Source organism: Cellvibrio sp. ARAG 10.3 (assembly GCF_051846955.1).
Taxonomy (GTDB): domain Bacteria; phylum Pseudomonadota; class Gammaproteobacteria; order Pseudomonadales; family Cellvibrionaceae; genus Cellvibrio.
Window position 1 is genome coordinate 200,295 of the sequence record NZ_JBPYCU010000002.1, and the last position, 25,046, is coordinate 225,340.

Annotated in this window: 23 protein-coding genes; 11 read left to right on the forward strand and 12 right to left on the reverse strand. The window is 51.0% G+C overall.

The window, feature by feature from the left end; all coding sequences use genetic code 11:
- Window positions 1-18 precede the first annotated feature (18 nt).
- The 3 genes from ubiG to ACSV5M_RS03480 all read left to right on the forward strand — a co-directional run bounded on the left by ubiG (window position 19) and on the right by ACSV5M_RS03480 (window position 2,301).
- On the forward strand, window positions 19-729 hold the full coding sequence (gene ubiG / locus ACSV5M_RS03470) for a bifunctional 2-polyprenyl-6-hydroxyphenol methylase/3-demethylubiquinol 3-O-methyltransferase UbiG (protein ID WP_439174199.1): 711 nt from the start codon (window positions 19-21) through the stop codon (window positions 727-729).
- A 63-nt stretch (window positions 730-792) separates the two neighbouring features.
- Window positions 793-1,527 carry an HAD family hydrolase gene (locus ACSV5M_RS03475; protein ID WP_439174200.1) on the forward strand — a complete coding sequence of 245 codons (735 nt, stop codon included), beginning with the start codon at window positions 793-795 and terminating at the stop codon, window positions 1,525-1,527.
- Window positions 1,528-1,545: 18 nt separating this feature from the next.
- Complete coding sequence (locus tag ACSV5M_RS03480; RefSeq protein ID WP_439174201.1) at window positions 1,546-2,301, forward strand: YciK family oxidoreductase; 756 nt, start codon at window positions 1,546-1,548, stop codon at window positions 2,299-2,301.
- A 201-nt stretch (window positions 2,302-2,502) separates the two neighbouring features.
- Here the strand turns inward: ACSV5M_RS03480 and msrA are convergent, their stop codons facing one another.
- The 8 genes from msrA to ACSV5M_RS03520 form a co-directional block, all read right to left on the reverse strand.
- A complete protein-coding gene (gene msrA, locus ACSV5M_RS03485) occupies window positions 2,503-3,141 on the reverse strand; it encodes a peptide-methionine (S)-S-oxide reductase MsrA (RefSeq protein WP_439174202.1) in 639 nt (212 codons plus the stop codon).
- A 69-nt stretch (window positions 3,142-3,210) separates the two neighbouring features.
- Complete coding sequence (gene sohB, locus ACSV5M_RS03490; RefSeq protein WP_439174203.1) at window positions 3,211-4,356, reverse strand: protease SohB; 1,146 nt, start codon at window positions 4,354-4,356, stop codon at window positions 3,211-3,213.
- Between the two features lie 35 nt (window positions 4,357-4,391).
- Window positions 4,392-5,045, reverse strand: coding sequence for a cation/multidrug efflux pump (locus ACSV5M_RS03495; protein WP_439174204.1), 654 nt, complete (start codon window positions 5,043-5,045; stop codon window positions 4,392-4,394).
- Window positions 5,046-5,061: 16 nt separating this feature from the next.
- Window positions 5,062-5,874, reverse strand: a complete 813-nt coding sequence (gene nudC / locus ACSV5M_RS03500; protein ID WP_439174205.1) for an NAD(+) diphosphatase — start codon at window positions 5,872-5,874, stop codon at window positions 5,062-5,064.
- A 2-nt stretch (window positions 5,875-5,876) separates the two neighbouring features.
- Window positions 5,877-7,580, reverse strand: coding sequence for a pilus assembly protein (locus tag ACSV5M_RS03505; RefSeq protein WP_439174206.1), 1,704 nt, complete (start codon window positions 7,578-7,580; stop codon window positions 5,877-5,879).
- A gap of 220 nt (window positions 7,581-7,800) precedes the next feature.
- Window positions 7,801-8,523 carry a DNA polymerase III subunit epsilon gene (gene dnaQ / locus ACSV5M_RS03510; protein WP_439174207.1) on the reverse strand — a complete coding sequence of 241 codons (723 nt, stop codon included), beginning with the start codon at window positions 8,521-8,523 and terminating at the stop codon, window positions 7,801-7,803.
- An 11-nt stretch (window positions 8,524-8,534) separates the two neighbouring features.
- Window positions 8,535-8,972 carry a ribonuclease HI gene (gene rnhA / locus ACSV5M_RS03515; RefSeq protein WP_439174208.1) on the reverse strand — a complete coding sequence of 146 codons (438 nt, stop codon included), beginning with the start codon at window positions 8,970-8,972 and terminating at the stop codon, window positions 8,535-8,537.
- Window positions 8,973-8,974: 2 nt separating this feature from the next.
- Window positions 8,975-9,823 (reverse strand): class I SAM-dependent methyltransferase, encoded by an 849-nt coding sequence (locus tag ACSV5M_RS03520; protein WP_439174209.1) that lies wholly within the window; start codon window positions 9,821-9,823, stop codon window positions 8,975-8,977.
- Window positions 9,824-9,912: 89 nt separating this feature from the next.
- Between ACSV5M_RS03520 and gloB the strand changes: the two genes are divergently transcribed.
- The 6 genes from gloB (at window position 9,913) to ACSV5M_RS03550 (ending at window position 18,095) form a co-directional block, all read left to right on the forward strand.
- Window positions 9,913-10,707, forward strand: a complete 795-nt coding sequence (gene gloB, locus ACSV5M_RS03525; protein WP_439174210.1) for a hydroxyacylglutathione hydrolase — start codon at window positions 9,913-9,915, stop codon at window positions 10,705-10,707.
- 129 nt (window positions 10,708-10,836) lie between these two features.
- On the forward strand, window positions 10,837-12,465 hold the full coding sequence (locus tag ACSV5M_RS03530; RefSeq protein WP_439174211.1) for a LysM peptidoglycan-binding domain-containing protein: 1,629 nt from the start codon (window positions 10,837-10,839) through the stop codon (window positions 12,463-12,465).
- A 31-nt stretch (window positions 12,466-12,496) separates the two neighbouring features.
- Entirely contained in the window at window positions 12,497-14,383 is a 1,887-nt protein-coding gene (locus ACSV5M_RS03535) for an extracellular solute-binding protein (protein ID WP_439174212.1), read from the forward strand.
- A 22-nt stretch (window positions 14,384-14,405) separates the two neighbouring features.
- Window positions 14,406-15,452: a microcin C ABC transporter permease YejB gene (locus ACSV5M_RS03540; protein ID WP_439174213.1), complete on the forward strand. Its 1,047-nt coding sequence runs from the start codon at window positions 14,406-14,408 to the stop codon at window positions 15,450-15,452.
- Entirely contained in the window at window positions 15,452-16,495 is a 1,044-nt protein-coding gene (locus ACSV5M_RS03545; protein WP_439174214.1) for an ABC transporter permease, read from the forward strand. Before ACSV5M_RS03540 ends, ACSV5M_RS03545 begins: the two co-directional genes overlap by 1 nt.
- A 4-nt stretch (window positions 16,496-16,499) precedes the next feature.
- The gene (locus ACSV5M_RS03550) at window positions 16,500-18,095 is read left to right on the forward strand and encodes an ABC transporter ATP-binding protein (RefSeq protein WP_439174215.1); all 1,596 of its coding nucleotides are present in this window, start codon (window positions 16,500-16,502) and stop codon (window positions 18,093-18,095) included.
- A 10-nt stretch (window positions 18,096-18,105) separates the two neighbouring features.
- Here ACSV5M_RS03550 and ACSV5M_RS03555 read toward each other — a convergent pair whose 3' ends face one another.
- Genes ACSV5M_RS03555 through ACSV5M_RS03570 form a run of 4 tightly spaced genes read right to left on the reverse strand, consistent with a single transcriptional unit; the run spans window position 18,106 to window position 23,162 of the window.
- Complete coding sequence (locus ACSV5M_RS03555; protein WP_439174216.1) at window positions 18,106-19,719, reverse strand: ABC transporter ATP-binding protein; 1,614 nt, start codon at window positions 19,717-19,719, stop codon at window positions 18,106-18,108.
- A gap of 3 nt (window positions 19,720-19,722) precedes the next feature.
- Window positions 19,723-20,586, reverse strand: a complete 864-nt coding sequence (locus ACSV5M_RS03560; protein WP_439174217.1) for an ABC transporter permease — start codon at window positions 20,584-20,586, stop codon at window positions 19,723-19,725.
- Window positions 20,586-21,521 (reverse strand): ABC transporter permease, encoded by a 936-nt coding sequence (locus ACSV5M_RS03565; protein WP_439174218.1) that lies wholly within the window; start codon window positions 21,519-21,521, stop codon window positions 20,586-20,588. The genes ACSV5M_RS03560 and ACSV5M_RS03565 overlap by 1 nt, the downstream gene beginning before the upstream one ends.
- Before the next feature lie 3 nt (window positions 21,522-21,524).
- A complete protein-coding gene (locus ACSV5M_RS03570) occupies window positions 21,525-23,162 on the reverse strand; it encodes a peptide ABC transporter substrate-binding protein (protein WP_439174219.1) in 1,638 nt (545 codons plus the stop codon).
- A 264-nt stretch (window positions 23,163-23,426) separates the two neighbouring features.
- Here ACSV5M_RS03570 and ACSV5M_RS03575 point away from each other — a divergent pair, with 264 nt between their 5' ends.
- Complete coding sequence (locus tag ACSV5M_RS03575) at window positions 23,427-24,041, forward strand: histidine kinase (protein WP_439174220.1); 615 nt, start codon at window positions 23,427-23,429, stop codon at window positions 24,039-24,041.
- Between the two features lie 71 nt (window positions 24,042-24,112).
- Window positions 24,113-25,024, forward strand: coding sequence for a diguanylate cyclase (locus tag ACSV5M_RS03580; RefSeq protein WP_439174221.1), 912 nt, complete (start codon window positions 24,113-24,115; stop codon window positions 25,022-25,024).
- Window positions 25,025-25,046 lie beyond the last annotated feature (22 nt).

Consider the following 25,046-nt stretch of genomic DNA (forward strand, 5'->3'; position numbering starts at 1 on the left):
CCACAATGAGAGCTTTTTATGAGCAATGTAGACGCCGCAGAAATTGCCAAATTCGAAGCACTCGCCAGCCGATGGTGGGACAAGAATAGCGAATTCAAACCGCTACACGATATAAACCCGCTGCGTGCCAACTACATTGATCAGCGCTCACCGGTCGCGCAACGCAAGATTTTGGATGTGGGCTGTGGCGGCGGTATCCTTACGGAAGCTCTCGCTCAACGTGGCGCCGAGGCGACCGGTATCGATATGGGGGAAGCGCCGTTATCTGTGGCGCGCCTGCATGCGCTGGAAAGTGGTGTGAAGGTGGAATATCGCAAGGTTGCCGCCGAAGCACTGGCCGCCGAGGCACCCGGCCACTTTGATATTGTTACCTGCCTTGAAATGCTTGAACACGTACCCGATCCGGCATCCATCGTAAATGCCTGTGCACAATTGGTTAAACCGGGTGGTGATGTTTATTTTTCTACCATCAACCGCAACCCGAAAGCCTATGCTTTCGCTATCCTCGGTGCGGAATATGTATTGAAGTTACTGCCAAAGGGTACGCACGAATACAGTAAATTTATTCGCCCTTCGGAGCTGGCCAAATGGTTGCGCCAGAGCGGACTGGAGCTGCAGGATATCACCGGCATGACCTACAACCCACTGACGAAACATTACAAACTTGATCCACAAGATGTCAGCGTGAATTATTTATTACACGCTAAAAAAACCCAGGGATCCGTCTAAAACTTGCGCCTTGGTGCGTGATGATTTCACTGTTCCTGGCATCAACCAATTCAGGATTTTTGCATGTCATCCAGCAAACCCATTCGCGCCGTCATGTTTGATCTTGACGGTACCTTGCTCGATACCGCACCGGATTTTGTGGTGGTATTAAATCAATTGCTCGAAGAAAACCAGCGCCCTGCTCTACCCGCCGACCTGATTCGTGCATCGGTATCCAATGGTGCGCGCGCGTTAGTGAGCCTGGGCTTTGGCATTGATGAGCATGACCCGCATTTTGAGCGCTTGCGTGTGCGCCTGCTGGAACTGTATACGCTGCACATTGCCGTCCATACACAGCTGTTTCCCGGCATCAGTGAATTGCTGCACAAGCTCCAGGATCACAATATTGCCTGGGGCATTGCCACCAATAAACCGTCGGCTTATACGCATCAATTACTCAAGGCTTTGCAAATACAACCGGCCCCTGTCAGCATCATTTGTCCGGAAGATGTGAAGGACCGCAAACCGCATCCGGAGTCCATGTTTCTCGCCAGCCAACACGTGGGCTGCCAACCCAGTGAAATTGTTTACGTGGGCGATCATAAACGCGATATTGATTGCGGCCGGGATGCCGGGGCCATTACCATTGCGGCAGCCTATGGTTATATCGAAGCTGATGATGACATCGATACCTGGCAAGCCGATTATCGCGTCAACCATGCCGAGGAAATCTGGCCCATCCTTGAAAACCTGATGATTGCCTCCAGACAATTAATCAGAAAAGAGAGTGGCGAAATTGCAAGCGCTATGGAAAATTGATTGTCGGGATACATACCTATGATGCAAATACCCCAAGGTTATGCCGCTACGGCGAATGTTTTACAAGATAAAGTTGTGTTAGTCACCGGCGCTGGCGACGGTATCGGGCGTGTCGCCGCAAAGACCTTTGCTGCCCATGGCGCAACGGTGGTATTGCTGGGCCGTACCATGGCCAAACTGGAAATGGTCTATGATGAGATTGAAGCAGCCGGCCATCCCCAACCTGCTATTTATCCGATCAATTTTGAAGGCGCGGTAGAAAAAGATTACAACGATTTGGGTAATGCGATTAATGACGCTTTCGGCAGAGTTGATGGCATCCTGCATAATGCCGCCGAGCTAGGCGAGCGCACTCCGATCAGTAATTACAGCAGCGCCAGCTGGATGCGGGCGATGCAAGTGAATGTCAACGCGCCCTTCATGTTGACTCGCGCCCTTTTGCCACTGCTCGATAAAGCACCCAATGCATCCATTGTGTTTACCGGGTCCAGCGTCGGAATACAGGGTCGCGCATTTTGGGGTGGTTATGCAGCCTCCAAGGCGGCCGCCGAAAATCTGATGCAAACATTGGCAGAAGAATTACAGGAAACCTCGCGTATTCGCGTCAACAGTTTTAATCCCGGCGCCACTCGCACCCGCATGCGGGCAGCGGCTTATCCGGCAGAAAATCCCACGAGCATCAAACCCCCGGAAGATTTAATGCCGGCTTATTTGTATTTAATGGGTGATGATTCTATCGGTGTGTCTGGCCAGCAGTTTGAATACTCAGCCTAGGAGCTGTATCAAGGTAACGACCAGCTAATTTAAGCTGCAAGATTATTGTCGGGTTACGCGGCTTTGCCGCTAACGCGACCTACTGGGCATTTTGTAGGTCGGATTAGCGCAGCGTAATCCGACGTGGTATCGATTTTAAAAGCATCTATCTTAAAAATATCTATCCTTTAAAAGCGTATGTCGGATTACGTCGCTGCGCGACTAATTCGACCTACAGCTAACGCCAGTGCCGCCAAGGCCGCAATAACCATCGGGATTCTTGGCGAGATACTGTTGGTGATAATCCTCAGCATAGTAAAACGCCGTGGCCAGTAAAATTTCCGTAGTAATGTCTCCAAACCCGGCATCTGACAATGCGCGTTGATACGCCGCACGGCTCTCTTCCGCTATATGCTTTTGCGCCTCATCAAGCACATAAATACCGGAGCGATATTGCGTCCCGCGATCATTTCCCTGGCGCATCCCCTGAGTCGGATCGTGGGATTCCCAAAATACTGTCAGGATTTTTTCAAGCGAAATAACGGCGGGATCAAAGACAACCAATACCACTTCGTTATGACCGGTCAGGCCGCTGCATACCTCTTCATAAGTAGGGTTGGGGGTATAACCAGCCGAGTAACCGACCGCCGTTGTAAACACTCCATCCTGCCGCCAAAAGCGCCGCTCTGCGCCCCAAAAACATCCAAGCCCCAGAATGATTTGTTGCATGTTGTCCGGAAAAGGCGCTTGCAGGGGGTGGCCATTAACATAATGATTGTTTTTAATAACAATAGGTTGGGCGCGCCCGGGCAAAGCTTGCTCGGGACTTGGCATTTGCATTTTTTGAATACTGTATAACATGGCAGGCCTCCGTTACGTGGATCGGAGCAGTCAGGCGGTGCGCCTGACATTATCGGTCAGGCGCAATCATTAAAACCAGCGGTTGTGATTCAAGCGTTCCCACCAGGTCAACAGCAAACGATCCACTGCACCTTGCGCAGCAATACCGAGTTTCTCCGGAAGGGATTTCTTGAAGCTGTAACTCACTTCGTAGATGTCAGCGTTCTCAGCCTGGGCAAGCAAATATTCATCGCTGGTGTACAAACTATCCACCAGATTGACCTCCATCGCCCGGCGCCCGAACCAGACTTCACCCGTGGCGACCTTGGCGATATCTACCTGGGGGCGGTGCTCACTAACAAACTCTTTAAACAGCACATGGGTGTCTTCCAGGTCTTCTTTAAATTTCTCGCGACCTTTATCTGTATTTTCACCGAACATGGTCACGGTGCGTTTGTATTCGCCCGCTGTGAACATCTCATAATCAATATTATTTTTCTTGAGCAACTTATGGAAATTGGGTAACTGGGCGATAACACCAATGGAACCCAGAACCGCAAAGGGTGCGGCAATAATCTTATCTGCCACGCACGCCATCATATAGCCGCCGCTGGCCGCCACCTTATCAACGCACACCGTCAACGGAATTTTTTTATTGCTGATACGCGCCAGCTGGCTTGCGGCTAAACCATAGCTGTGCACCATCCCACCACCGCTTTCCAGCTTCACAACAATTTCATCCGCACTGGTTGCGAGACTGAGTACTGCGCTGATTTCTTCGCGCAGGTTGTCGCAGGCAGAGGCTTTTATATCGCCATGGAAATCGAGTACAAACACACGCTTTTTGTCACTCGGCTTTTCGTTGGTCTTTGCATTTGAATCTGTCTCGCCGGCCTCAACCACTGCTTTTTCGCTCACGGCTGTTCTTTCGCTCACGGCTGCCTTATCTTTCGCAGCAAGCTTGGCCGCTTTTTTCTTTTCAGCGCGCTCAGCTTTCTCGCGTTTTTTTTCTTCTTTCATCAGCGCCTTGAACTGTTCAGGATCAAGCGTCGCCTCTTTGAGCACATCGCGCATGTGCTCGAATTTCTCATTTAATTTATTGACTTCAATATGACCCTTCTCGGTTTTTTTCTGACGCTGCCCCGCCGACACAACCAAGCCAACAATAACCCCGATAGCCACCACAATGGTGACCGTCTTGGCGAGAAACAAACCGTATTCCGTTAAAAATTCCAACTGATTACCCCATCTACCTTATTGAATATGAATTGCTAGCGCCAGGCACCTATAGCGTCTTCCGCTGGCGCGTTAAGCGGGCGGGCCAATAACCCGGTGTTAGACAGTGAGACTTCATAGAGCGCCCCATCAGCCATGGGAAGATACGTGGCACTGCCGTAGATTGCATCCACCACCGGCACCCAATCCGGATATTTATTAATCCAGTTCCAGACATCGAGGTTATAGATACTTTCGTTCAGTGCATATACCGTGCGTTTCGCGGTGCGCTCTTGTTCCAGGTCGTAGTAACGCCCATTGATACGGTCCAGTCGGTACGCCGGCCGCAAACCAAAGGTTCCCAGATAACCTTTCCACTTGATAACTCGTGCATCCAGTTGCCACTGGTCGCCGCGCAGCTTGTAACGGTGCTCGTTACCCTTGCTATCGACCAATATCGCCTCGAAATGTTGATCTTCAATTTTCTCAAAGTTGATCGTGGCAATGACTTGCTCCAGCAGGATCTGCTTATAGCGGAAGATATCATAGGCAATTAATCCAATTGCCAATGCAACCGTCAACAGAACCAAACCAAACATACCGCGCAGCCATCCCATCACCCAACTGCCTTTGAGCAGAATGCCCAACGCTTTGTATGCGATAAAGCCACCTATCGTAATCACCACTAATGCTATGAGGGTGTATAACATGTTGCTCCCGGTCGGATTATTTATGCTGGGTCTGCTGTTGAACAAAATGTGCTATCAATTGACCCGCTAGAGTAGCGATTGGCGGCACCTGAGGCAACTGATCGTAACGCCACCAACGTGCATCCAGAATTTCTTTATCGTCGATCAGAATGTCCCCGGAGGCATATTCAACATGGAAGCCAAGCATCAACTGGTGTGGAAAAGGCCAGGGCTGGCTATGGAAGTAACGGGGCGAATGAACCCTGACCCCGACCTCCTCAAAAATTTCGCGATGGATCGTATCTTCCACCCGCTCGCCTGCCTCTACGAAACCGGCAAGCGCGGTATAGATGGATTGCTTTGATCGGGCATGGTGCGCCAGCAGACATTCGTCGCCGCGAGTGACCAGCACGATGGCACAGGGTGACAAACGCGGGTAAAAACTGAGTTCACATGCGTAGCACACTTTTGCGCGGTCATCGTCATTGCTGACCGTGGGCCGGCCACAGCGCCCGCAGAATTGGTGGTCAAGATGCCACTGCACCACTTGCAGGGCGCGACCAGCCAACAGGAATTGCCCTTCATCCAGACTATTTAACAAGCTGCGCAAGCCCTGCCGTTGCCATTCCGGGGTATCGGGCTGCTCCACATCTACCGCCCAACAGGCCGCCCGGTTGAAATAACCCAAAAAGTGCTGACTATTGATGACAGGATGCGCAGCGGCGAATTCCGCTTGGGAAAAAGGTCGCCAGCCATCCTTGATAGGACTTAATAAGTGCCCGGCTGCTACGGGAATGTAGCAGGTCGCCGTCGCGACCTGAGCTGGCTGTGTGGCAGGAACAAAAACCATGGTTACACCCGATAACCCAATGCCTCCAGACTTTCTTCGGCAATTTCCAGCACGCTGGTATCAGCATTTTTGTCGAGTTTGATACTGTCGAGGTAGTATTCAAGGCTGATGATGGCATCCGCAAAGGTTTCCAACATATGCTGAACCGCGGCCATTTGTTCGTTGCGCAGCAACGACACTTCAATAAACTCAATACATTTCGCCAACACCTTGGCGGCCCGGGATAAACCCAGCACAAACATACCACCGCGCACGCTGTCGAGCGTACCGACGATGTTGTGAATATGGCCCTTGTCGTAGTTGGACTCCATAAAAGAACTTAACGCCCGCTTGACCAACGCCAATCCCGATTCTGCTTCTTCAATCACCAGGCGTTCAGCTTCCGCGATCTGGCTATGAGCCATCGCATCATCGCGGGACAACGCATTAATCTGCGCAAGCTTTTCATCAGAAAGATTTACCTTGCCCAGCCCTGAGATGGTGCTTTCGACATACAACAAGGTATCCGCCACACCCAATAGTTCCTCCGGGCTCACCGGCTTTTTGGTCTTTTGCCAATGGGTGATCTTTTCAATTTCCTGCTTCAAACTGTTACTGGGCGCGACCAGCCCCACCACAGAGAGAATATCGGCTACTTTTTTAAGGGTATCGACCAGCTCCGGGGTCTCACTTAATAATTCCGCACCACCTTGGGCGGCGCGCTCCAGGATATTTTTTGTGCTGCGCAGTTCATCACTCAACACCGCAGCCATGGAGTTCAGGGTGTTGGCACTGGGTCCCTTGAGGAACTCCATCTCACGCGCCAGTTCGGCATCGGTGTAGCGAATCGGTTTAATGTCATACGCCGTGGCAACCGCCCTGACCTTGTTATCCGTCGCACGAGACAGCGCCAGGATATACAACAGATCTTTCAGCAGATGCTTGTCCGGCTGGCGTGCGAGGGATTGTTTGCCTTCCATCTGTAAGCGTTTTATCTCGCGGTCCAGGGCACTGAAGAGCAGCTTGCGCCCTTTGGTAAGTTGCATATCTTTTTCTGAAATGGCGGTAAACGCTGCCGAGGCGACCCACCACAAATTGCCCAGGGGCGCCGAACCGCTTGCAGCCTCCAGTCGGTCCATCGCCCGGCACATCATCCCCAGGGAAGGTTTGACCTGTACCCCCTGAAGCACCTTTAAAAGACCTGTCTGGTACATGTGGCGCAGGCGACGCACCAAAGCCATCAAATCTTCGTTTAACGGCGCAGCCGGTGCCGGGCGCGCCACGCTGGCTGGCGGTTCGTATTGATAGAAATAGCTTTCCGGTACCAGCGGTGCCTTGCGCGCCTGGCGCAGCTCGTTGACATAGGGAATTAATAACATGGCCATGCTGCGCGAGGTCTGGGTGCAGTACTCCAGATAGCGCGGCAGGATAAAGAAGGCTGACGTCAGCAGTTCCAGTTTACGATTGGTTTTGGGTTCTTCGCCCAGGGTAATCTCGGTAATGTGCTCAACCAGTTCTTCCGCCAGCAGGTCGACGCCCTTAAGTTGTATCAGGCTCAGGGTGCCACGAATCTGTTTGATACCGTCGATGCAGTTTTGCAGTAACTCACCGTTGTTGCGGTCATTGGCGAATTGCTCAAGCCCCACGGCGGATTGTTCAATAGTGGCAACCAGTTCATCCTGAACCATCTTCAGGGAGGCTAGATTGAGAGTTTCGCTATTGCTCACGAGTACTTCCTTAAACTGACAGATGAAAGGCGCGATCAATGACCGCACCGGGCTTGATTAGCTTAGCGCAAGATATTCCTGATTGCTTGGTTCTGGCCGGCCAATGATGACGGCAATGTATACCCTGTCACGCCGCCGTCTGCCATGTAGGCCAGGATTCTAATATGATTTCTATAAAAAGCTGCTAAGTCATTGTCATTATTGCTAATTATTTCGCAAATCACGCATCGGCAAGATGTAACCAAACGCAGTTTCCACCGCTATTTTTATCAATGGCTGCCAGCTTTTCCGCATGGGCGTGCAATTCGTCAGAAGAGGCTGGAATCACCGGCAAGGGTCGGCGATTAGGGTTCAAGCGGCGAATTTCGCTGACTGCCGCAGCGCCGTCACCCTTGGATTGGTTCCCACCCAGCGACAGGGCGGTTTGCCCACCTGTCATGGCGAGATAGACATCAGCCAAAATCTCGGCGTCGAGCAAGGCGCCGTGGAGCTCACGTTGAGAGTTGTCTACGCCGTAGCGTTTGCACAAGGCATCCAGGTTATTTTTTTGTCCCGGGTGCTTGCTGCGCGCCAGCAGAAGACTATCAATCACCTTGCAACGCTGGGTAATGGATTGATGTGCTGTATTAAGTTTACGTAACTCGTGATCGAGAAAGCCGATATCGAATGGAGCATTATGAATGACCAGTTCGGCATCCCCGATAAATGTCAGGAAATCTTCGGCAATCTGGGCAAATACCGGTTTGTCGGCGAGCATTTCGTTGCTGATGCCGTGGACTTCAAACGCTCCGGCATCCACTTCGCGCTCCGGATTAATGTACTGGTGATAGTGCCGCCCCGTCAGGCGGCGATTAACCAGCTCAACGCAACCGATTTCGATGATCCGGTGGTCCTGGGCAGTCTCCAGACCTGTGGTTTCGGTATCCAGTACAACCTGACGCATGCTTACCCCTGTTAATGTGAAAATTCATCAATACCGCGATTGGCCAACACATCAGCCATCTCGTTTTCGCGATGTCCGCTGTGACCTTTTACCCAATGCCACTCCACCTGATGGCGCTGATTCAGCTCATCCAGCCGCTGCCACAAGTCGGCATTTTTTACCGGTTGTTTGCTCGCAGTAAGCCAGCCTTTGCGTTTCCAGCCGGCCAGCCATTCCGTAATGCCTTTGCGCACGTATTCGGAATCGGTCGTGAGCACCACCTTGCAAGGCTCTTTTAGCGCCGCAAGCCCTTCAATGGCTGCGGTCAGCTCCATGCGATTATTGGTTGTCAGCTTCTCACCGCCATGCAGGGACTTTTCAATCTCGCCAAAACGCAGTACCGCACCCCAACCGCCTGGCCCCGGATTACCGCGACAGGCACCGTCAGTAAATATCTCAACCTGTTTCAAACTTACTCTGTCCTATTCTCTTGGCTGGTCTTGGCGACCTTGATGGAGGGACTTTTAACCCGTCCGTGCAATTTGGTAATACCCAGCCCCGGTACTGGCTTGAGTGCGCGCCAGGCAGGTTTGAGTGGAGTCAGTGCAATGCGCTCCTTGCGCGCCACAATCAGGTAGTACCCACCCCATGGCAGGCGCAGCCTTTTACCCCAGTGTTCAAGCCAATGCAAATGTTTGATGGCGCGCGGATGCTGCAAGGGTAAACGATAGAAGCCCTGCTGGATATCGACGGACTCGAAATCAAGTAACGTCAACCAGTCCAGAATCCGCCCCAGTCGCAGGGATTGATGACGCCAGCGCGGCTTACGACTAAAGAAACGTGCAAACCACCGGCAGGTGCCAAATACACTCCAGGGGTTAAACCCCAGGATAACCAGATGTCCGCGCGGGATGAGTACGCGGGCCGACTCTCTCAAGAGTTGATGGGGGCTTTGGCTGTAATCCAGGACGTGATGTAGCAAAACAACATCAATAGATTCTTCCGGAAGCGGCAACTCAGTAAAGTCACATAAGGCGGAAAGACTGGGGTTTGCATCCGGCACCGGGCTCAATGAGAACCGGTGGGTAATCCGGCTGGAATGACCCAGGTCCAGGCGGGGGCTCACACTCATTTGCAACAGGTGATACCCGAACAAGCAGTGCAAGGCCTGCTCGATTGATTCGCCTTCTTCCACCAGCAAAGCCTCGCCCAGCGGCGTTTCGAACCAGCTGGCCATATCCCGGATGGACTCTTCCTCCGGCAACACCCCGAAGTGCTTTCGCCAGAACTGGCGCAACGGACCCAACGGCTGATGTGACATATGAATCTCCGGTAGCGGTTTATTTTGAACTCGGAGAAGGCTAGGCTTGTCCCCTGCTGTTAAGCCATCACCACACGAGCGGTACAACTGTGCTAACTGTTTACTCCATCCCGGCCCTTGAGAGCAATTATTTCTGGTTGTTGCAACCGGTGCCAGGAGAGCCTGATGCCTATATTCTTGATCCGGGCGACGCCCAGCCAGTGATGGATTGCCTGCATCAGCATCAACTGCGCCTTGCCGGCATCATTATTACTCATCATCACTGGGATCATACAGATGGTATTGATGAGTTACTGGCGCACTTCCCCGTGCCTGTTTATGGTCCCGATTCCCGCCGCATTCCTCAAGTCACACATACCTTGCAGGACGGCGACACACTCGAATTACCCAGCCTCCGCCTTGAAGTATTGGCCGTGCCCGGGCATACCCTGGACCACCTGGCGTATCTGTATACCGCCAACCAACATACCGCCAGCCAACCGGCAAAACTGTTTTGCGGCGACAGCCTGTTCGCCGGGGGCTGCGGGCGGATGTTTGAGGGACAGCCTGAGCAGATGCTGGCATCGCTTAACAAGCTCGCTGCCTTACCTGAAGACACGCTGGTGTATTGTTCTCACGAATATACCCTCGCCAATCTACAGTTTGCCGTGCAGGTTGAGCCGGATAACAAGGCACTGACTGAGCGCCTTCAAACAGTTCAACAGATACGCCAGCAACACCTCAGTACCCTGCCCTCCACCATAGCAATTGAGCGACGCACCAATCCCTTTCTGCGTTGTCATTTGCCTGCCATTAAAGGCGCTGCCGAGCAGCATATAGGTTCTAAATTAACCTCGGATGCGAGTGTTTTTGCCGCGATCCGGCGCTGGAAAGATCAGGCCTGAACAAGTTATGTACGTCTCATCCCTCGCTATGCTTGATTGACCACTCCGGATGTTGCACATAGAATCGCTTTCAACCAGTCGATTCAGGGAGAGCGGCGCCGATAAATCCAACAAAATCAACGTGACTCAATGATAATGTTTAATCGCCACCCCAGTCTGCGACTATTTACCCTCTCCCTGGTCCTGTTTTCACTATCCGCCTGTAATCTGCTTAAACCACAATCAACAGCCAATACCAGTGAACTCATCCAGCCCCTGCCCGACTTTGAATCTGATGAATATCACATTGACCCGGACCAAAGAGCCGACCTGGAAGACAAGATCGCCAAGGAGATTAATAAGGCTACTGACATTGAGTACGTCGACATCTGGGCCCGCATCCGCAGTGGTTACGGCCTGCCGATCATAAGCAATGCGCAAATTGATGCGCACTTAAAGTGGTATGCCAATAATCAGGCCCACATTGACCGGGTCACCGAGCGCAGCCAACGCTATCTGCATTACGTGGTTTCCGAAATGGAAAACAACAATATGCCGCTGGAGCTGGCGCTGTTGCCCATGATAGAAAGTTCCTACGATCCCTTCGCTTACTCCCGGGCCAAGGCCGCCGGTATTTGGCAGTTCGTCTCTGGCACCGGTAAAAATTTTGGCTTGACGCAAAACTGGTGGTACGACGGCCGCCGCGATGTGGTTGCCTCAACCGACGCCGCGATCCGTTATCTGCAACGTTTGCATGCCATGTTCGATAACGACTGGCTATTAGCCTTGGCCGCTTACAATTCCGGTGAAGGTCGAGTGCGACGTGCCATTGAAAAAAATCACCGAGCGGGTAAGCCCACTGATTTCTGGTCGCTATCCCTGCCCAAAGAGACCCGCTCTTACGTTCCTCACCTGCTCGCACTCTCACAAATTATTCGCACCCCGGAAGCTTACAGCGTCAGCTTGCACGAAATACCTAACGACCCTTATTTCACCAAGATTAATCTGGATTCACAGATTGATCTGATGCAGGCCGCCAAAATGGCGGACATTGATTTAACGGAGTTGCAACACCTCAACGCTGGCTATAACCGCTGGCTCACCGCCCCCTCGGGCGAACATATCCTGTTGGTACCCGTAGCAGATGCCGAAAACTTTACCAGCCAACTCGACAACATGCCCAAGCTTCCGCCGATCAGCTGGAGTGAACACAAGGTGGTTAAGGGTGATGTGCTCGGCACGATTGCGCACCGTTATAAAACAACGGTCGACGCAATCAAATCGGTTAACCGACTAAAAAATAACAACATCCGCATCGGCCAGGTGTTGTTGGTTCCCAGTGCCGCGATTACCATGCCCGAATACACCAGCTCCGAGGACCTGATGTACGGCTACGGCAAGAAGAAACCGGGCGCCGGCACCCAATACCATACTGTTCGCTCCGGTGATAATTTATGGACTATCGCCCGCCGCTATGACACCAGCGTGAAAACGCTGACAAGATTGAATAACATCAGCGCAAAAACCGTGCTGAAGCCTGGACAAAAACTCTTGGTATCCAATAAAGCCAGTGCCATTGTCGATAAAACTGTTGTGGCCGAAAATGGTCTACATAAGCTCGTTTATCAAATTCAGCGCGGCGACACACTGTACAGCATCGCCAATCGTTTTCGCTTATCGACCAAAGATATTCTCAGCTGGAATTCCGTGAAAGATGCCAGCTATATTCATCCAGGGCAATCGCTGACCTTGTACGTGCATGAACAGCACGTCAATTAAGCGTGACGGTTAATTTACTATCGGAGCAAGTATGAATTACACCCGGTTGTTCAACTCTCGTGTTGTTAACTATTTATCATCCTGCTTCCTGTTGCTTTCCAGTTCGGTGATGGCTGCTGACGCAACCTCAAAAGAAACAATTGAAAAAACAAAAACCGTCGTTAGCCATGCTATTGCCATGCATGGTGAACCCAAATACGCTGCTGATTTCAAACACTTCGAATATGCATCGCCCAATGCGCTGAAAGGCGGCAGCCTGAAGGAACACGCTATAGGCACCTTCGACAGTCTTAATCCGTTTATCACCAAAGGCACCCCAGCCAGCAATATCGCACTAATTTATGACACCCTCACCACTGCATCAATGGATGAACCTTTTACCCAATATGGCCTGGTCGCCGAAAAAATTGAGTACCCGGAAGACCGCAGCTGGGTGATCTATCACCTGAACCCCAAAGCCAGGTTCCACGATGGTAAAAAAATTACCGCTGATGATGTTGCCTTTTCGTTTAATACCTTAACGACCAAAGGAGCACCACTCTACGGATACTATTACGCTGACATCAAGGAAGCTAAAGCACTCGACAACCAGCGCGTGAAATTCAGTTTCAAAAGTACGACAAATAAAGAGCTGGCTTTGATCATAGGCCAATTACCCGTGTTGCCTGCTCATTATTGGAAAGATAAAGCCTTTGATCAGAGCAGCCTCGACACGCCACTTGGAAGTGGCCCCTATAAAGTCAAACGCGTGGATGCCGGCCGCTCTATCGTCTTTGAGAGGGTCCCGGATTATTGGGGGAAAGATTTACCGGTGAATCGGGGCCACTACAATTTCGACGAAATCATTATCGATTATTACCGCGATGACACCGTAGCGATCGAGGCATTAAAAGCGGGACAATTGGACTTTCGTTACGAACGTATCGCCAAATCCTGGTTTACTAACTATGACATCCCCGCTGCCAAAGAGGGGCTGCTGAAAAAACAGACCATTCGTGATTATAGCCCTCGCGGCATGCAAGCATTCATCGTGAATTTGCGGCGCGCGCCTTTCGACAATATTAAATTTCGTGAAGCGCTTAATTACGCCTTTGACTATGAATGGACCAATCGCAACCTGTTTTACGACTCTTATACCCGTACAGATAGTTACTTCTTTAATTCGGACCTGGCCTCTGGCGGCTTACCCGAAGGTCGTGAACTGGAAATATTGACACCTCTTAAAAAAGAACTCCCGGCCAGCGTCTTTACCATTCCCTATAAAAACCCGGTTACTGACGGTAGTGGCAATAACCGCGCTAATCTGCGCAAGGCCCAACAGTTATTAAGCGAAGCCGGTTACAAGATTGCAGACGGCAAATTGATCGATCCCAAGACTCAGAAACCGATCATTATTGAATATCTCGAACGCGACCCTTCATTTGAGCGAGTGCTGAACCCTTATGTTCAAAATCTGAAGCGTCTTGGTATTGAGATGAATGTACGTGTTGTTGATATATCACAATTTATCAACCGTGTGCAGGGGCATGACTTTGACATGACCAGCCTGACCATCGGTCAGTCGCAGTCACCCGGTAACGAGCAGCGGGATTATTGGTCCTCCAGCGCGGCAGACACTCCCGGCTCGAGTAATTACATGGGCATTAAAAACCCAGCGATTGATGCGTTGATTGAACTGGTTATCAATGCACCGAACCGCGAAGAACTCATTGTACGCACCCGCGCCCTTGATAGAGCGCTACTGCACCATCACTACATGGTGCCTCACTGGAACCTGATTGAACACCGTCTTGTGTATTGGGACAAATTCGAGCAACCGGAAATTGCACCAGCATTTGACCGAACCTTCAACACTGGAATTCTCACCTGGTGGGTAGATCCAGCAAAGGCTAAACGTATTAGTGCCCGCAGAAAGTAATTCACCGTCTTAATAGGCAAATATGGGCAATTATATTTTTCGCCGCCTGGCATTAATGCTGCCAACCTTGTTCGGCATCATGCTGATCAATTTTGTTGTCGTCCAGGCGGCACCGGGCGGACCGGTAGAACAAATGATTTATCGGATGCAGCACGCCAATATCGCCGGCGTGCCCGCTGCCCAATCAGATAACCATGCTGCCCGCGGTATTCCCCCTCACATTATCGAACGCATCCAGACGATGTACGGTTTTGACAAACCGGCCCATGAACGCTTCTGGATCATGCTCAAAAATTATGTATCGCTGGATTTCGGTGAGAGTTTCTATCGCAACGCCCACGTGCTGGATCTGATCATTGAGAAGCTGCCGGTTTCGATCTCCCTGGGTTTGTGGAGTACCCTGCTGATTTATTTAATCTCCATTCCGTTGGGTATTCGCAAAGCAGTCAGCCACGGCAGCCATTTTGATGTGCTTAGCAGCACTATCGTATCTATCCTCTACGCTATTCCCGGCTTTTTGCTGGGCATTCTGTTAATTGTTGTGTTTGCAGGAGGCACCTATTTTGACTGGTTTCCCTTGCGCGGCCTTACCTCAAGCAACTTTGATGAATTGAGCCTGCCGGGTAAAATCGCGGATTACTTCTGGCACCTTGCCCTACCCTTGACGGCTTACACCATTGGCGGGTTCGCTACCCTGACCATGCTTACCAAAAATTCCTTTCTGGATGAAATAAACAAACAGTATGTCGTCACCGCACAAGCGAAAGGCCTGAGCAAAAACCAGGTGCTTTATCGCCATGTGTTTCGCAATGCCATGCTGATTATCATTTCAGGTTTTCCCGCCGCTTTTATCAGTATTTTCTTCGCTGGTTCGTTATTGATTGAAGTTATTTTTTCATTGGATGGCTTGGGGCTGCTGAGTTTTGAAGCAGTGACCAATCGCGATTACCCGGTATTTTTTGGCACCCTGTTTATCTTCACCCTGCTCGGTTTATTTATCAAACTGATTTCCGATCTGGTGTATGTGTGGGTTGACCCGCGCATTGACTTTCAAAGCAGGGAGCATTGATGATGCGCTGGATTGACCGTTTGAGCCCCATCAGCCAGCGCCGCCTGTTGACGTTTTACAAAAACCGGCGCGCCTATTGGAGTCTGATTATTTTTTCGATTCTGTTTACCATCAGTATGGGAGCAGAACTGATCGCCAACGACAAGCCGATTTTGATCAGCTATCAGGATGATTTTTATTTCCCCGCGTTTACCTATTATCCGGAAACTACCTTCGGCGGCGATTTCGATACCGCTGCAGATTATCGTGATCCGTATATCAAAGACCTGATTGAAGCCGATGGCTGGATACTCTGGCCGTTAATCCCCTACAGCTACAACACGCATATTCATAATTTACCACAGCCGGCTCCCTCGCCGCCGAGCCAGCGCAACTGGCTGGGCACTGACGACCAGGCGCGCGATGTCGTTGCGCGTATTATCTACGGCTTTCGCATCTCCATTCTATTTGCGTTAGTCCTGGCATTCGGCAGCGCCGTGATCGGCGTCACGGTCGGTGCGATCCAGGGTTATTACGGCGGCAAGATTGATTTGCTCGGCCAGCGTTTCCTGGAAATATGGAGTTCATTGCCTGTGCTGTTTTTGCTGATCATCCTCGCCAGCATCATCACGCCCAACTTCTGGTGGTTGCTGGGTATTATGCTGCTGTTCAGTTGGACTTCGCTGGTCGATGTGGTGCGTGCAGAATTTTTACGCGGTCGCAACCTGGATTATGTCCGTGCCGCGCGCGCGCTGGGTGTCAGCAATCCGAAAATTATCTTGCGTCATGTGTTGCCCAATGCGATGGTCGCCACCATGACATTCATGCCGTTCCTGCTGACCGGTGCGATTACTACGCTGACATCATTAGACTTTCTCGGTTTTGGCTTACCGCCAGGATCACCGTCACTGGGAGAGCTGGTCGCGCAAGGCAAGAATAATCTTCACGCTCCCTGGCTGGCCCTGAGTGCCTTTAGCGTGCTGTCCCTGATGCTGACCCTGCTCGTCTTTATTGGCGAAGGCGTGCGCGATGCGTTTGATCCACGACTGATCAACAAGCAGTAAAACGATGAGTGAACCTATCCTAACCATAGAAAATCTGGATGTGGCCTTCGGCCACGGCGCGCAAGCGCGTCGCGTTGTGGAGCAAGTCAATATCACGTTAATCAAGGGTGAGACCTTTGCATTAGTGGGTGAATCCGGTTCCGGAAAATCGGTGACAGCGCATAGCATTTTGCAACTACTTCCCTACCCCTATGCTTCGCACTCCGAGACCAGCCGTATTCATTTTGAAGGCCAGAATTTATTGCAGTTGAATGAAAACGCGATGAATAAAATTCGTGGCCGCCGCATCGGCATGATTTTTCAGGAGCCGATGACGGCATTAAACCCGCTACATACTGTTGAAAAACAGATTGGCGAGATCATCAGCTTGCATCGCGGCTTGCGCGGTGAGGCGCTACGCAAGGAAGTGTTGCACCAACTTGAACGCGTCAGGATTCCGCAGGCAGCCGGTAAACTCAATGCCTATCCACACCAGCTGTCCGGCGGGCAACGCCAGCGTGTCATGATCGCCATGGCATTGGCCAATCAGCCGGACGTCCTTATTGCCGATGAACCAACCACAGCATTGGATGTAACCGTACAAAAGCAGATCATGATCCTGCTAAAAGAGTTGCAACAGGAAATGGGAATGACGCTTTTGCTGATTACCCATGACCTGGGGGTTGTGCGTCATTTCAGTGATCGCATGGCAGTTATGCAGAATGGCAGGATTGTCGAACAGGGCGTCTGCGAAACCGTCTTTTCCCAACCGGCGGAGGTTTATACAAAATTGTTGTTGGAGAGCGAGCCAACCGGTAACGCTATCATCCCGCCGAGCAATATCGAAACGCTATTAACAACCGATAAGCTGTCGGTACGGTTTCCACTGCACAAACCTTTTTTACGCAAACCTTCCCAGTTTCTGGTTGCCGTTGATAATGCACAGCTCAATATCATTAAAGGGCAAACCTTGGGTATTGTCGGCGAAAGTGGTTCCGGAAAATCAACCCTGGCCATGGCGCTGCTGCGCCTGATAAACGCAGAGGGCTCCATCACCTTTCGCGGCCAAGCGATAGAAGGATTGAATCAAAAGGCATTGCGCCCGTTGCGTCGGCAAATGCAGGTGGTATTTCAGGATCCTTTTGCAAGCTTGAGCCCGCGCATGACAGTGCAACAGATTATTGCCGAAGGACTGGTGGTGCATACGGATATGTCGCGGCAGGCTATTGAGACAGCGGTAATCAAAAGCATGGAAGATGTAGGGCTTGATCCGGAATTTCGCCACCGCTATCCCCACGAGTTTTCCGGTGGGCAGCGCCAGCGAATTGCCATTGCACGGGCGCTTATCCTGAACCCGGACATTATCTTTCTCGATGAACCGACCTCCGCCCTGGACCGCGCAGTGCAAGTGCAGGTGATCAACCTGCTGCGCAAACTGCAGGAGCAGTACCAGTTAACTTACGTGTTTATCAGCCATGATTTAAAAGTCATCCGCGCGATCAGTCATCAAGTCGTGGTCATGAAAAACGGTAAAATTGTAGAACAAGCAAGCACCGAGAAAATTTTTACGCAACCAGAGCAAGACTATACTCGCGAACTGCTCAGCGCCACCTTGAGCTAACCCACACTCGCTACACTTTCTCCAGTGTAGGAATAGCACTCAGCAAGCTGCGGGTGTAAGGGTGGACCGGCGATGCAAATATCCTTTCCGTTTCACCTTCTTCCACGATCTTACCTTTGTGCATGACAACCACCCGATCACACAGATAACGTACGACTGACATATCGTGAGAAATAAACAGCATGGTTAATCCATGCCTCTGGGTCAGTGTTAACAACAACTCCAGTATTTGTGCGCGAATGGTGACATCAAGCGCTGACACGGGTTCATCGGCAATAATCAGTTTCGGCCGTAACGCTAATGCCCGCGCGATAGCAATTCGCTGGCGCTGCCCACCGGAAAATTCGTGCGGGTATTTACGGATAAACCGTCGCTCAAGTCCCACATCGTCCATCAGCTGATTCACCTGCTCAAGCACGGTCGCTTTGGTAGCGATGCCATGCAGCAGCAGCGGTTCGGCCAAGGTATCAAATACAGTCATGCGCGGATTCAGGGATGCATAAGGATCTTGAAAGATCATCTGAAAATGGCGTCGTTCAACCTTCAGCGTGCGACCGGACAATCCGCGCAGATCTTTTCCCTGCAATAAAATTTCGCCCGACTGACTATCGACCAGCCGCATAATACTGCGCCCCAGGGTCGATTTTCCCGAACCCGACTCACCCACTACGCCCAGAATTTCTCCTTCGCGAAGCGTCAGGGAAATATCATCAACACCTTTGATCAGTTGTTTGGTTTTACGAAATAATTGACCGGTCTGCGCGATGAAACCGGTGTGCAGATGGTTGATCTGTAAAAAAGGTGGTTCGGTTGCCCTGGCTGCACTGGGCACCGGCTTGGCCGAGGTTAACACGGCCCCGAATAACTGCTTCGTGTAGGGATGTGTGTGATGCTTTACGATGTGTTCCGTCGCGCCCTGCTCGACCACTTTGCCCTTTTGCATCACCAGGATGTCATCTGCCATCATTGCCGCGACACCAAGGTCATGCGTAATAAAAATAACAGCCAGGTTACGTGTTTGCTGTAATGTTTTGATCAGTGCAAGGATTTGTGCCTGCACTGTCACATCCAGCGCCGTTGTGGGCTCGTCGGCAATCAGCAGTTCCGGCTCGGAAATCAGAGCCATGGCTATCATGACACGTTGCCGCATGCCGCCGGAAAATTGGTGCGGGTAGTCGTTGATGCGCGCCGCTGCATCGCGAATACCAACCTCTTCCAGTGCAGCGATGGCTTTCACACGCGCATCCTTGAACGATTGCTTAGCATGCACCCGCAAGGGCTCAACCAACTGATCAACAATACGCATATAAGGATTCAGAGCCGTCATCGGGTCCTGAAAAATCATGCTGATACGGCGCCCGCGAATATTGCGCAACGCTTTTTCATTCATGGTTAATAAATTATCGCCGGCAAACCATGCCGCTCCGCTTTCGACTTTTCCCGGTGGCGAGGGAATCAAGCCCAGCAGACTATAACAGGCGACGGATTTCCCCGAACCCGACTCGCCGACGATGCCAAGGACTTTTCCCGCCGCAAGAGAAAAACTTACATCATCAACGGCTACCGTTGTGCCATTGCGGGTATGAAAACAAACGCGCAGGTTTTCCACGTGCAGCAATGCCATCTGTTAATCCCCTGAGGCGCGCGGGTCCAGCGCGTCACGTAAGCCATCGCCCAAAAAGTTCAGCGAGAACAAGGTAATGGATAATGTCAGCGCCGGAAAAATCAGCAGCCAGGGATAGGCTTCCATAGATTCAACACCATCCGAAATCAGCGATCCCCACGAACTCGCCGGCGGTTGAATGCCCAAGCCTAAAAAACTGAGAAAAGATTCCAGCAAGATCACACTGGGAATAGTCAGCGTTGCATACACAATTACTGGCCCCAGGGTATTGGGAATTAAATGGCGCGCGATAATCTTGCGCGGTGAAAGCCCGATCGCCACAGCGGCTTCAATGAATTCCTGTTGCTTGAGCGTCAGCACCTGGCCGCGCACAATGCGGGCCATGGTCAGCCATTCAACCGCACCGATAGCCAGGAATAACAACAGCATGCTGCTGCCGAAGATGACGGTTAATAAAATAATAAAAATAGTAAAAGGCAAGGCATAGAGAACATCTACTGTGCGCATCATAAACGCATCAATGCGCCCTCCCAAGTAACCTGCGGTCGCGCCCCAGAAAACACCAATCAACAAGGCTACAGTCGTGGCAATAAAACCTACCATCAGAGACACGCGACTACCGTACATAATACGAGTCAGTTGATCGCGCCCAAAAACATCAGTACCCAACCAATGCGCTACCGACGGCGGACTGGCCCCAAGATCCAGATTCTGGGCATCGTATTCATAAGGTGCAATCCAGGGTGTTAACAGCGCAATAATGACCATGCCAAGCAGGATCGTCAGACCAACCATGGCCATTTTATTTTTGCGCAAGCGACGTAAAGCATCTTGCGTCAGCGATGTACCTTTTTCGATTGCTTCCATCAGGTATTACTCGCCAGTTGATGACGCAGTTTAGGATTGAGCCACACCAGCAAGATGTCAGCCAGTAAATTGAACACCACAATCAAACCTGCATAAAAAATGGTAAAGCCAAGAATCATGGTGTAGTCACGATTAAAGGCTGCCTGAATGTAATAGCGACCCAGCCCTGGAATTTGAAAAATACTTTCCACCACAAAAGAACCGGCGAGCAATCCAGCCATAGCGGGGCCAAGAAAAGACACCACAGGAGCCAATCCGCCACGCAGTGCGTGGACGGAGACAATCCGGAAAGTCGACAAACCTTTAGCACGCGCGGTACGAATGTAGTCTTGCGATAAAACATCCAGCATACCACCGCGACTGATGCGCGCAATATAGGCTGCGTAAGTAAAGCCCAAGGTTACCGAGGGCAAAATTTTATCGCTCGGTGTGTAACCCCATCCGGACACAGGAAGAACTTCAAGCCAGATACCGAACACCAGAATAAGTAATGGCCCCAGCACAAACGACGGCAAACAAATGCCGAGCATGGCGGTGGACATCGGCATGTAGTCCTGCCAGGTGTTCGGCTTTAGCGCCGAAATAACCCCGGCCAATAGTCCGATACACATCGCAAACACGATAGCGTAAAAGGACAGCTCCAGAGTGACCGGGAAGCCGAATCCGATCATTTCGTTGATCGTGCGGTTGGTAAATTTGAACGAGGGGCCAAAGTCGCCCCGCAGCAGATTACCGAGATAATCTGTGTATTGTTGCCACACAGACGCATCAAGGTTATAGCGCGCGTTGAGGTTTTTCAGCACTTCCGGCGGGACATCCCGTTCATCATCAAATGGACCACCGGGCGCGGCACGCACCATGAAAAAAGTCACGGTGATAACAACCAGCATAACCGGTATCGCCTGCGCAAAACGCTTCAGAATAAACATCCACATTATCTAGGGCTTCCCTGCAGATGGCGCAGTCGTGGGTTCAAGGTAGACATGCTTGTAAGACCAGTAGTCCATAATATTGTTGTGCCATTCTTTCACCGATTCAGCGACTAATGCGTTGCTGGTGTAGGTATAAATTGGCATGATCGGCGCCTCTGCCAGAAGAATGGCTTCTGCTTCCTGAAACAGCGCAAACCGCTCAGACTGCACCCGCGTTTGCGTTGCCTGCTGCATCAGTGCTTCGTATTGCGCATTAGCCCAACCGGTACGGTTGTTGCCATTGCCTGCGCGAAATACGTCGAGGAAATTCTGCGGATCATAGAAATCGCCTGACCAGGACCCGCGCACAATATCGTAGTTACCCGTGCGCTGGGAGGCAAAGAAAACCTTCCACTCCTGGTTTTCCAATTTCACCTGAATATTTAATGCCTTCTTCCACATTTGTTGAATTACCAACGCAATTTTTTGATGGTCTTCGTCCGTGTTGTAAAGGATAGTCAAGGGTGGAAAATTCTTACCCTCGGGAAAACCCGCTTCAGCTAATAATTCACGTGCGCGTTCGATATCCTCCGGCATAGCGGCAGAAGATTGATACCCTGTGTGCATGGGAGGAATAAATGATCGGGCCGGTGGCTGACCACCGCGTGTCACCCGTTCTACAATTTGTTGGCGGTCAATGGCATACGCCAGAGCCTGACGAACCCGCACATCATCCAATGGTGGACGCCGGGTGTTAAAGCGATAAAAGTAGGTGGTGAAATTAGGATAGAAACGGTACACCTCCGGATGATGGGTTTGATAATGTTCTATCCTGTCCGTTGGTAATTGACGAATAATATGCAACTGCCCGGCACGAAACATACGCTCTTCAGTCGTGGATTTATCAATGGGATAAAAATGAATTTCCTGAAGTTTGATGGATGATTCATCCCAGTAAAACGGATTTTTTTTCACGCTGACAACTTTGTTTGGCACCCACTCTTTCATCACGAAAGGCCCATTACCCACAAAGTTTTCCGGCTTGGTCCAAGCCGTACCACGATCACCCGGCGCGCCGAATTTTTCAATCGTCGCCCTATGGACCGGATCCATTGAGTGATGATCAAGGAGTTCCAGAAAATAGGGCACCGGGTGTTCAAGTTCTACGTCCAGCGTGTATTTATCCCGCGCCCTGACACCCACGAGGTTAAAATCGGTTAGCTCCCCCTTGTTGAACCGCTCCGCATTTTTAATCCCGAAAAACGCATAGGCATACTGGTTGCCCAGACTGGGAAGCAAGGCTCGATACCACGACCAAACAAAGTCTTCAGCGACGAGCGGATCACCGTTTGACCAACGGGCATTTTTACGCAAATGGAAAACATACTGCAGACCATCTTCAGAGACCTGCCAGGATTCAGCGACACCGGGAATCACCTCAAGCGTAGCGGAGCTTTTGGATACCAGACCTTCAAACAGGGCCAATTGAATATGGTTCTCTGGAACACCCACCGTTATGTGGGGGTCCACGTCAGAGGGCTCGCTGGCGTTGCCAATATGAAGAATTTGCCTCTCATTACCCAGTTCCACTGGGCTGCGGTTGTCATGGAAACACCCGGCCAAGAGTCCGAGGATCAGTATCCAACTGGCTGATTTTTTCTGCATCAATGTGATTTCGCTTTATCGAAGGCGCAAACGGCTGCTTGCACAAGAACCGATATAAACCCATACGGTATGTGTACAGGCGGACGAAGCTATAGTAGCAATCACCTGTAACGACAACCACCCGCCCAGCCTATATGGCTTGCTATTAAAATCGCCCCAGGTCTCACGCCCCTGAGAAAAAGTCGCCGCTGTACCAGACACCCCTCTGGATAGCTGCTAAGCTTCTTAATACCCACTCTGGACATAACAAGACAGCCAATAATCATGCTCGGAAACCTGCTAAATGAAGATCAGCGCGATTGCCTGCAAGAAATCACCAACGTGGCAATGGGGCAAGCAGGTGACCGTCTGGCGCGACTGTTAGATGTCTTTGTTGTTCTTTCCATCCCCCATGTGAGCGCACTCAAGCCGACCGACATTGCGATGGCTCTTCAGTCGCTTAATCGTCAGTCAGACGAAGCTGTGTTCGGGGTTTGCCAAGGGTTTATCGGTGGGGGATTGGCGGGCGAAACCATGCTGATCTTCAATGATACTGACTACAACGACCTGGCCAGGCTGCTAAAGTACGACAGCAATCCCGATGAGAAAGCGCGCTACGAACTCTTGATGGATACGGCAAATGTATTGAATGGGGCATGCTTGAAAGGCTTGGCTGAGCAGCTCGATATCCACTTCAGTTTTGGCCCACCCATGCTGTTAGGGCAACACTGCAATATCACCGACCTGCTCCAGAGCACAAAGATGCGTTGGAAACAGGCATTGGTTGTAGAAATAAACTACGCTATTGAAAATCACCGGATTAACTGTGATCTTTTACTGGTAATTGCAGAAAACTCAGTCCCCGGGCTGGTGGAAAAGCTGAATTACCTTTTGGATTAATTGTCGACGTTGCCTGACGCATGGCTATTAGAGAAGACTTAAGTGCCTTTTTCAAGGATGTCCATTGGCTTATGGACATCCTTCAAAACATTGACGCCGGCCTGATAGTCATGGACAAAAACTATACTATCGAACTGTGGAATAGCTTTATGCAAAACCACAGCGGCAAGCAACCGGAAGATGTGCTCGGCAAAAACATCTTTGCCGTATTTCCAGAGCTCTCCGAGCGCTGGTTTCACCATAAAGCGCAATCTGTCTTCGTGCTTCAGAATGCAGCCTTTACCACCTGGGAACAGCGCCCCTACCTTTTTCGCTTCCCCCATTACCGCCCTATCACCGGCACCGCAGATTACATGTATCAAAACAGCACGATCATCCCGCTGATTGATACTAAAGGCCGCGTTGAACATATTTGCCTGATTATTTATGACGTCACGGATACAGCGGTCAATAAACTTGCCCAGCAAACCGCCAATCGGCAACTGCAGGAGTTAAGCCGGATTGACCATCTTACGGGCTTGTATAATCGTGGCTACTGGGAAAGCCGATTAATCCAGGAGTTCAAGCGCTTTGACCGCTATGAGCTACCCTGCAGCCTGATCATGCTGGACATCGATCATTTCAAGCAGGTTAATGATACCTATGGCCACACCGTGGGCGACGACGTGATTCGCCAAGTCAGCCGAGCCATGAGAGCCCAAATCCGGGATCTGGATATTGCCGGGCGCTATGGCGGAGAGGAGTTTGGGATTATCCTGACTGGTACCAATGCCGAAGGAGCCAGTGTCTTCGCCGAACGGCTCCGGCAGACGGTAGAGCAGATGGTGGTATATACAGAAGGCCAACAGGTGCAGTTCACTATCAGCCTGGGAATCAGCCAGTTAACTGAACATATAGAAGATTATCGCGCGTGGATTGAAAGGGCCGACCAGGCGCTTTACAACTCCAAGGAAAGCGGGCGAAATCGTTTTACGGTTGTTTAACCCTCCAAAGTAAAAAGCCCAT